The sequence below is a fragment of the Spirosoma oryzae genome, assembly GCF_003002825.1.
GTDB classification, from domain to species: Bacteria; Bacteroidota; Bacteroidia; order Cytophagales; family Spirosomataceae; genus Spirosoma; species Spirosoma oryzae.
Genome location: NZ_PVTE01000057.1, coordinates 1 through 8,670 on the forward strand (window position 1 = coordinate 1; position 8,670 = coordinate 8,670).

An 8,670-nucleotide genomic window follows, 5' to 3' on the forward strand; every position below is an offset into this window, starting at 1 on the left:
TAAGTATGCAGTCGAAACTAATCCGGTTTGATAATTCACTCATAACAACTCAACGTGCTTTGTATGCATGGGCCAAACTACCTGACGTATGATTATAGATTTTCATACAAAAATCCGTATATTTAAATGTAAACTCAAGACTGTACTGTAATTTATTGATGACATGAAGCTGATCGAATACTTTAAAGAGTTTTTAAAGAGCGAAGTGAATTTGAATAAGACAAGGATCGAGTTGCTCGATAAAAGAGTATTAACAATAACAGAATTTTTAAAACAAGATGAAACTCTATCTAATAATTTTATAGATACCATACCGCAAGGATCCTATGCTCACAAGACAATTATAAAGCCCGTTCAAGATTATCACCAATTTGATGCTGATCTGCTCCTTTATTTAAAAGAATTTGAAGAATGGAATCCAGAAGACTATGTTAATAATGTATACGATATTTTTAAGGCGAGTTCTATATATAAAGATATAGTTAAGCGCAAAGATAGATGCGTAGTTATTGACTATAAAGGTGATTTTCATATTGACATTGTTCCATTTTTAGAAAGGCATGGAAAAAAATATATTACAAATAGAAATGAAGAATCATTTGAATTAACAGACTCAGAAGCATATAATACTTGGATTGATGATAAGAACAGGATTACGAATGGAAATTTTGTTAAAGTGGTAAGGTTATTAAAATATATCCGGGATTATAAAACTACATTTTCAGTAAAGTCTGTTGTATTAAATGTTTTATTGGGCGACAGGATAAATGATGTTGCACTACTACAAGATCCTTTGTGCTATCAAGACTTGCCTACTACATTACGTACTGTTATGAACAGTTTAAAAAGTTATGTAGATGCAAACTATTATATGCCAATAATATATGATCCTGGTCAAACAGGAGATGATCTAAGTAGAAGATGGGATCAAGAAAAATATCTAAATTTCCGAAGTAAAATTATATATTATGCAAACAAGATAGAAGAAGCGTATGTAGAGACTAATAAGGATAGTAGCTTGAAAAAATGGCAAGCTGTATTCGGTGAAGATTTTAAAGCTCCTAAGAGTACTTCTAACGCTAATAGTTTATCGGAACAATCAAAAACATTTAACGATACCGAACAAAACATAGTTGACTTAGGGATTATATTAAAATTAAATCCTATTTATAAAATCGTATTACAAGGTAGAGTTCTGCAAAAGAGTGGTGGCTTTCGTCCTTATCTGTTGAGCGAACATGGTAACAAAGTTACAACTGGTAGAAATATTCAATTCACTATATTATCGTGTAATGTCCCTACTCCTTATAAGATTTATTGGAAGATACTCAATCGAGGAGATGAGGCAGTTAAACGCAATAATATACGTGGGGAAATTAAAGAGGGTGGGAAAGTTTGGAATATTAACGAATCAACGAATTTTAGAGGGGATCACTATGTAGAGTGTTACATCGTTAAAGATAATGTGTGTGTAGCAAGAAGCAGACAGATTGTAAGCATCTTGTAAATTTCATGTTTAGTTCGCTTTCGTCTTCAAGTTAAATGGCGAAAGTGAACTTTATTTATGGCATAGCGATTATTTTCTATAAAATTTAAGACAGTTGTTTTGAAATTCTCTATTTCTTTTGATTGTCTTGCTCTATACTCTTCAGAATCGCTCTTGGCGATAAGTTGATTAGTTTTTGGATCGATATAAGACCCAAACTCAGGTAAGCTTTTTAGGTATTTTTCTAAAGCAAACAAAGGAGTGGGTACATCAACAACGACCAAAGTGTTGTCATCTTGAATTGTAAAATTTATACCGTAATTTCTCTTGTTACCATTTCTAACAATATCTCCTTTTTTGTATTGAGTTAGTGTTTGAGTGGCTTGATTGAAAGAACTTCCTTCTAAGCTACGGGGCATCAATATCTCTATGCGTACTTTATCACAATCAAATTCTTTCTTTTCGTTAATTGTTGTGCTGTTGTATATTTCAAGTGTTATTTTAGGGTTTTCATCAATAATCTTATAAATATTTTCTATGAAGTTGTAGTAATAACCGATAGCAACACCTGTTGATGCTCTCTGCTCGAATTTTTGTTCGTACTCTTTGTTTTTACGTATTAACTTTCTGTTCTGAATAAGAGCTACTCCAGCAGTGATTATAGCTGCTATCAAAGTCGCTCCTGCCGTGATATAGCCAACTAGTAGTGTGTCACTCATGTTTGGGTGTGGTAAGATTGTGATTTATATCTGCTAAAAAATTCTTGTAAAATAACTTAGCTTTATTATATACCGCTTGATTTTCAATGTGTTTAATTTTGTATGTTTCGAATGCATTTCTTGCATCCGAATAAATATTTTTTGCTTCGTTGCTTACCAAAAATTTAGCGAGAATTTTTTCAGAATCTACTTTCAAAAAGGATTGGTATGATTCGTTAAGTATTTCTGTGAACGGTGAGGGGCTAGGGATACAAGCAACTTTTCTAGGAAATGGGGCATATCCACCGATAGAACGAGAGTCGAAATTGAGCCTGTCTATCGCGTGACTGAACTCAACATCGTTTTGTCCAAACACGCTTTTTGATATTAAAGCCATTGCCATCATTCCACCGCACATTGCACAGGGTTCCAATGTTGTATATACAGTATGACTCTTCAGATCAAACGTCTCTGAAACGTCTAGGTACTGAGTCATCAGTCTTACCTCACTGTGTTGAGTAGCGTTGTTAGTAACTCCTACGCTGTTGAGTCCCCAGAATACTGGATTATTTTCAGAGTCAACTAGAACACTTCCTATATTGTAACCCCTGCGTTCATCTCTTGGCGTTGATTCGTCTTGCCAGTCAGCGTAGACTATACTATATGCTAATAAACTAAAAATTTCGTCTATTTCTACTTGCTTACCATCTATTAGAGGGTAAACATCACCACTGGATCTGTCTTGATTAATGTTCAATATTTCCATAAAGAAGGTTACACGCTTTCATAAATTATGCTGTAAGGTACAGTATTTCAGTGCTTTAGCTAGTGGACTTATAATCAATGTCTATTTTACACATGTATAGAAAAGAATATCGTTTGTGTTATTGATTATAACTTGTAATACATCTTAGATGGTTTGTCTTACATCTATGAAGGAATGTATTACAATTTTCTGTTTTTGTCTTACAAAGCTAAATTTTGTCTAATTATGTGTCTTACATCAGTAAGACACGACGATGGAAGACCTTACCCATACACCTAACTCAACTAATAAAAGCAATACAACAAACAAAGGGAGTAGCCCTGTCACTTGGTCCATACGTGGCGTCGAACGGGACACTCGATTAGTGATTGAGAAAGCTGCTGAAAGAGCTGGTAAGACTATTGGTCAGTATGTAAATGAAGACATTAGGGGATTGGTACAGAGTCAGCTAGTTCAATCTCAGACACCGGCCGCACCTATAGATATTCAAAACCAGATTGATCAACTTACTCGCATGGTCGAGACATTGACTAACCGAATGCCAGAGCCAGGTAAGAAATCTTTCTGGAAACGCCTATTCGAGTAGAAGTCTCATTCGTAAACGTCTTTTCTATGAGCAACCTTCATTACGAAAATAGTGACTAGCTCATTTTCGATGGTATATATGACACGGTAGTCGCCTACTCGGATTCTGTAGTAATCATCCTGATCACTATCTGTTACGGCAAAGTTCTTTAGCTTTTTGTGGCCATGCGGTTTTGGCTCATCTGCTAGTCCCTCTATCTTTTCAAATATCCGGTCCTGCATCTTTGTTGGAATTCGCTTTAACTCCTTCGCAGCTGAGTCAGTAATAACTAGCTTATAGGCCACGACTCAGTAAGATTTCGTTTTTGATCTCCTCGAACGAGTGTGTTTGCTCGTTTTTACGCTCCATCGCATCGAGCGTATCAATGAGATCTTCTACGATTTCCTGAACCGCATTATTGGTTAAATCGAGCTGCATAGCAGTCTTTTCCCCTTTGCTATTGGTGACGTAGCTAATGCCTTGGCGAATTGCAGCAGTGTTCATGAGCTTCTTATTTAATGAGTAATATACTCTCTATTTTTCTTTCCTTTTCGTTTCTAAACCAAATACTTTGGCCGTGTAACTGCCTACATTCTTAACCTTACCGTCGGCAGCTTTTGTCTGAATGTCATAGAGTTGACGGTTGATGGTTTCAGTAGAATGGGTAGCTAGCACCGCATCAGCCTGATCAACGCGTAAGCGAAACTGCTTGATCAGACGCTCGTGCAGACCCGACAGGGGAGCTGCTTCGGGCTTAGCTTGGTAAAAGACTTCAAATTCGACTTCGACTACTGGTTTGCGGCCCCGCCCTGGGCGATCCCCATATACGGGCTTATAAGTAAACGTTATATCTGTAGCACCATTAATTTCTTTCGTTGCTACTTCTAACACTCGTTTTTCAAACTTAGTCCATGTTGGGTAACTGTCGTCTCCGGTTTTAGGATCAGTAATGCCCAACATATCTTTCAGTTCATTCAGATTGTGTCGAAACGTCTTGTTCGGCATGTTTTTGTACATACATAGTAGTTCGTAGATCCTCTTAGCGTAAGCTGAGTTGAGAGAGATTGCTGCTACTAGTTGAACCTTGGTAAAGCGCTGATTTAGATCGACATAGAAGGGGCGAACTTTCTGCGACAATTCAAGCTCGATGATGCCTGTTCCTATCTTGTATTCAGCCGATGCAAAGAAAGTGGCTTGCAACAGGTTGCCACTAGGCAGAACAGTCTGAAATACTCTTCCTACAAGTTTCTCGGTGGCCTTCTTATACGTGTCAAACTTAAATTCATCAGAGCCAGTAAGAGCGGCCATCTCTTTCACTGATACTTGATACATCTTGGTTAGAGGATCTTCTTTACGCACCTTAGCTACAACCATGTACAAAATATTCTTCTCCGCTTCGGTCATCTCGTATCTAGCTAACGTCAAAACGTTATCCTGCCATATTTCTACAGGTTTGGGCATATCATATTGATTTATAAGCAAATGTAATAAAAACACTTAATAAAAGCGCAAAGTATTTTAAATGTGTCTTTATTACCGACCAAACGCGTCTTTATTAAGCAGAATGCACCGACCAAACGCGTCTTTATTAAGCAGAATGCACCGACCAAACGCGTCTTTATTACCGACCAAACGCGTCTTTATTAAAGTTATCCACAGTGTAACTATTTAGTAATCAGATAGTTATTTACTAATTTTTGTGCTTACAAGTGATTAACAAGAGATATTTGAAATACACAAACACTTGTCTCGCGCGTATGCGCTCGCGTGCGAGGGGTAAGAAGTGGCTTTGACAGGGGGTTTTTAGGGCGGCTGACGCAAACCCAAAAATTACTAAAACTGCCCCCTGACGAGCAGATCAAAAACCAAGGGGAAAGGGAAGAGAAAAACCAAAAAACTAAAAAACACAAAGGGGGGCGCAACTATAAATATAGTTATTACCTTTTGCTTTGCCACTCAATAAATAGCCAACAAGTCACTCAGGCAATCCTGTTAGGTTTGCTTTACATCCAATTCAGTCATATGAGCACAGTACGTCAACTCTTCGTTTTTTTAAGCTTAAGCTTCCTAGTTAGTCTAACAGCCTGTCAAGACCATCTTAACACACCCAGTACGCCCCGCTATCGAATTAGCCAGTATCGGGAATCCATAGGCCGTTCGAGTTACACGTTTACCTTTCAGTACGGGAGTGATGGCCGGTTGGCTACAGTCGTCAATACTGGAAACTCAGGTCCATACACTTACCAGATGCAATACAACGCTCAGGGACAGCTTTCCCGGATTGAGGGTACCCCAAACATAGCCAACATAGGTCGTGCTTCTTATAAGACCTATGAGTATGATGGGTCAGGCAATTTGACCACAACGAAACTATATTACCTGTCTCAGAGCAACCAAACCTACGAGCTATATGAAACACGCACGTTGACTTACAACTCAGACAAATTACCTGTTACCAATACAGTATTCATCGTTCCTGGGGCATCTACCTCTACTTACAACTACGCCTATACAAACGGCAACCAAACTCAAACGACAATCAATTCTCCAGGGCAGCCGACCACTACTTACTCTGAGCAGTTCGATAATACTCCTAACCCCCTGTACGGTCTGATTGGCATGCCAGAGGGATACAACGTATCTGTTGTCAACAGGAATAATAGTATTGGACCCAATCGTAAGGCAACTTATGGAAGCAACGGGCTGATATCAGATCTGGTGATAGGTACAAACTTAGATGCTGCTCAGTCTCGTTTCCTTACCTTCACTTATGAGACATATTGAATCAAATTTGCATTGATCTGGTAAAGGACATCAAGTTTGATGTCCTTTTTTTGTGCGTTATTCCTCCGGTGCGTAGCTTTGGTGATGGGAGGGAGCAAGCCATGTTTTTCGTACCTCAAAACGCTTGCTTTTGCTCCTGCCGTCGCAAAAGATGAATCCAGACCCCCAAAAACGAGTCGTTCCGCGACCGGAACCACTGCCCGAACCCAGCCCCGTTAAGGCCCCCCGTGGCAAGGGTGGCCGGCCCAAAAAGGCCGACGACGATAAGCGCACGATGGCCATCCAGGTGCGGCTTAAGCCCGCCAGCTACGCTTACGTGCAGGGTATTGCCGAGCAGCGTAACAGTAGCATGGCCGACGTGATCCGGGAGCTGTGCAACGGGGACGTGACGGTGATCAGCGCCGAGCAGGAGGCCCTGCTGCGGCAGATCGCCACTATGGCTAACAACCTAAACCAGCTGGCCCGCAAAGCCAATACCGACGGCATGCGCTCGGTAGCCCTGCTGGTCGAGCGCCGGGCGCAGGAGTTAGGGGAGCTACTAGACCGCTACGCCAAATGATCGGCAAGACCAGCATCGGCAGCAGCTTCGGGGGCTGCGTGCGCTACCAGTTCGAGGGCCACAAAAACAGCCAGGCTGACAAACGGGCCGAAGTGCTGGAGGCCGTCGGAGTGCGGGCTAACTCGGCGTCGAGTATGACGGCCGACTTCAACCGGGGCCGGCTGCTGAATCCGGAGTTGGGCAAAGCCGTCTGGCACACCTCCATCAGCTTCAACCCCGACGACGCGGCCAAACTGACCAACGAGAAGATGCTGGCCGTGGCCCACGACTACCTGGCCGGCATGGGCCTGGATCAGACCCAGTACGCCATCATCCGCCACCACGATCAGCCCCACCCCCATTTTCACATCATCGCCAACCGGGTGGCCAACGACGGGCAGACCATCAGCGACAGCCACAACTACAAACGCTCGGAAAAACTGCTGCAGCAACTAAGTCAGCAGCACCAATTAACGCCGGTGGCCAGCAAACGGCCCGAGCTGATCCGGCCCGCCCAACTAGTGGGGGCCCATAAGACCCGACACACCATCTACCAGATCGTTACGCAGGTCCTACGGGGACGCCCGGATGCCCAGCAGTTCGTCGATCAGCTGGGGGCCCAGGGCATCAACTGTCAGATCCGCTCGAACGCGGCCGGTGAAGCGGTTGGTATCAGCTTCGAGAAGGACGGTCAGCGCTTCAAAGGGTCGGAAGTGGACCGGAACCTAAGCTTGAGCAAGATCGAGGCTCAGATCGCCCAAAATCGCCCCATAATAGCCCCGGCTCCTGCACCGGTTGCCCCCGTTCCCTCTATTGAGAGTCGGTGGCAGGCGGACTACCAGGTATACCGGCAGCGGGAAGAGGTGGAGAATGCTAAAATTCGGACGACGAATCAGTGGATCCAGACGGCCGCCGAGCAACTGGCCAAGAACCCCACCCTACAAACGGCCAGGCAGCTGCGGGAGCAATGTCCGGACTTTGGCCTTGGTCAGGCGCTGGACGAACAGATCAAGGCCCGGCGCTCCTACAACGCCCAGGTAAAGTGGGTGGCCGAGCAACGGCAGACGCTGAGCCGTCAGGCTGGCAGTTGGCTGGGGCTAAGCGAGTCGGCCCGGGAGGCCAAGCAGAAGCTGGCTTATCTGAACAACCCCGCCGGATCAGGTCTAGAGCGACAGATGCAGGAGAAGCACTACAACTTTTGGCTCTACGCCCGAGAGGGGGAGCCGGCTAAACCCGGTTTTGCCATCAAAGCCAGTGTTCACCAGAAGGCTGAGCGTGTCATCATGAGCTTATCGGAGTTTGCCCAAGGACGGGAAGCGGCCGAGCGGCAACGCCAGGCGCAGGAGCAAGAGCGCCAGCAACGGCTCGAGCAGCGGCAAAACCGGAGACCTCGGTTAGGCCATTGACTTACAACCAAAGGCACCTATACACGAAAGGGTGGTAACATCGTATGTTACCACCCTTTTTCTTCCCTTTTCAACGCCCTCAAAATTTGCACTTTTTTAAGGGCTGTTGTATATGCTATCTTATGTTAAGGGAATATTCTAAGATCACGCCCCCTATGTATGCTTCAAAAGAGGGTTGAATTGCCCTTTGGAAAGGGAAAAGAGAAGCTACAAATTAGGTTAGATAATTATCCTTAGATGGGCCAAATTGAATAGAGCAGGATGATTATGGCAGAAAATACATAATTCATATGTTTAACTAATGCACAATCTGACTTGCTTACCAAGATGATTAAGTATGCAGTCGAAACTAATCCGGTTTGATAATTCACTCATAACAACTCAACGTGCTTTGTATGCATGGGCCAAACTACCTGACGTATGATTA

General features: G+C 43.1%; 10 protein-coding genes. 5 read left to right on the top strand and 5 right to left on the bottom strand.

Annotated elements, in window-relative coordinates; all coding sequences use genetic code 11:
• The first annotated feature begins 163 nt into the window (after positions 1-163).
• Positions 164-1,507, top strand: a complete 1,344-nt coding sequence (locus CLV58_RS27575; protein ID WP_106141069.1) for an SMODS domain-containing nucleotidyltransferase — start codon at positions 164-166, stop codon at positions 1,505-1,507.
• A 26-nt stretch (positions 1,508-1,533) separates the two neighbouring features.
• Here the strand turns inward: CLV58_RS27575 and CLV58_RS27580 are convergent, their stop codons facing one another.
• Together CLV58_RS27580 and CLV58_RS27585 are read right to left on the bottom strand one after the other, a co-directional pair.
• Positions 1,534-2,205, bottom strand: a complete 672-nt coding sequence (locus CLV58_RS27580) for an STING domain-containing protein (RefSeq protein ID WP_106141070.1) — start codon at positions 2,203-2,205, stop codon at positions 1,534-1,536.
• On the bottom strand, positions 2,198-2,950 hold the full coding sequence (locus CLV58_RS27585; protein WP_106141071.1) for a deaminase: 753 nt from the start codon (positions 2,948-2,950) through the stop codon (positions 2,198-2,200). The genes CLV58_RS27580 and CLV58_RS27585 overlap by 8 nt, the downstream gene beginning before the upstream one ends.
• Before the next feature lie 253 nt (positions 2,951-3,203).
• Here CLV58_RS27585 and CLV58_RS27590 point away from each other — a divergent pair, with 253 nt between their 5' ends.
• A complete protein-coding gene (locus tag CLV58_RS27590) occupies positions 3,204-3,536 on the top strand; it encodes a hypothetical protein (RefSeq protein WP_106141072.1) in 333 nt (110 codons plus the stop codon).
• 5 nt (positions 3,537-3,541) lie between these two features.
• Here CLV58_RS27590 and CLV58_RS27595 read toward each other — a convergent pair whose 3' ends face one another.
• Genes CLV58_RS27595 through CLV58_RS27605 form a run of 3 tightly spaced genes read right to left on the bottom strand, consistent with a single transcriptional unit; the run spans position 3,542 to position 4,976 of the window.
• The gene (locus tag CLV58_RS27595; RefSeq protein ID WP_106141073.1) at positions 3,542-3,820 is read right to left on the bottom strand and encodes a type II toxin-antitoxin system RelE family toxin; all 279 of its coding nucleotides are present in this window, start codon (positions 3,818-3,820) and stop codon (positions 3,542-3,544) included.
• Complete coding sequence (locus CLV58_RS27600) at positions 3,810-4,019, bottom strand: hypothetical protein (protein ID WP_106141074.1); 210 nt, start codon at positions 4,017-4,019, stop codon at positions 3,810-3,812. Before CLV58_RS27600 ends, CLV58_RS27595 begins: the two co-directional genes overlap by 11 nt.
• A gap of 30 nt (positions 4,020-4,049) precedes the next feature.
• Positions 4,050-4,976 carry a replication initiation protein gene (locus tag CLV58_RS27605; RefSeq protein WP_106141075.1) on the bottom strand — a complete coding sequence of 309 codons (927 nt, stop codon included), beginning with the start codon at positions 4,974-4,976 and terminating at the stop codon, positions 4,050-4,052.
• Between the two features lie 786 nt (positions 4,977-5,762).
• Here CLV58_RS27605 and CLV58_RS28225 point away from each other — a divergent pair.
• The 3 genes from CLV58_RS28225 (at position 5,763) to CLV58_RS27620 (ending at position 8,243) form a co-directional block, all read left to right on the top strand.
• A complete protein-coding gene (locus tag CLV58_RS28225) occupies positions 5,763-6,299 on the top strand; it encodes a hypothetical protein (protein ID WP_146141570.1) in 537 nt (178 codons plus the stop codon).
• A 151-nt stretch (positions 6,300-6,450) separates the two neighbouring features.
• Positions 6,451-6,858: a plasmid mobilization relaxosome protein MobC gene (mobC, locus tag CLV58_RS27615; protein ID WP_106141077.1), complete on the top strand. Its 408-nt coding sequence runs from the start codon at positions 6,451-6,453 to the stop codon at positions 6,856-6,858.
• Positions 6,855-8,243, top strand: coding sequence for a relaxase/mobilization nuclease domain-containing protein (locus CLV58_RS27620; RefSeq protein WP_106141078.1), 1,389 nt, complete (start codon positions 6,855-6,857; stop codon positions 8,241-8,243). The genes mobC and CLV58_RS27620 overlap by 4 nt, the downstream gene beginning before the upstream one ends.
• Positions 8,244-8,670: the final 427 nt, after the last annotated feature.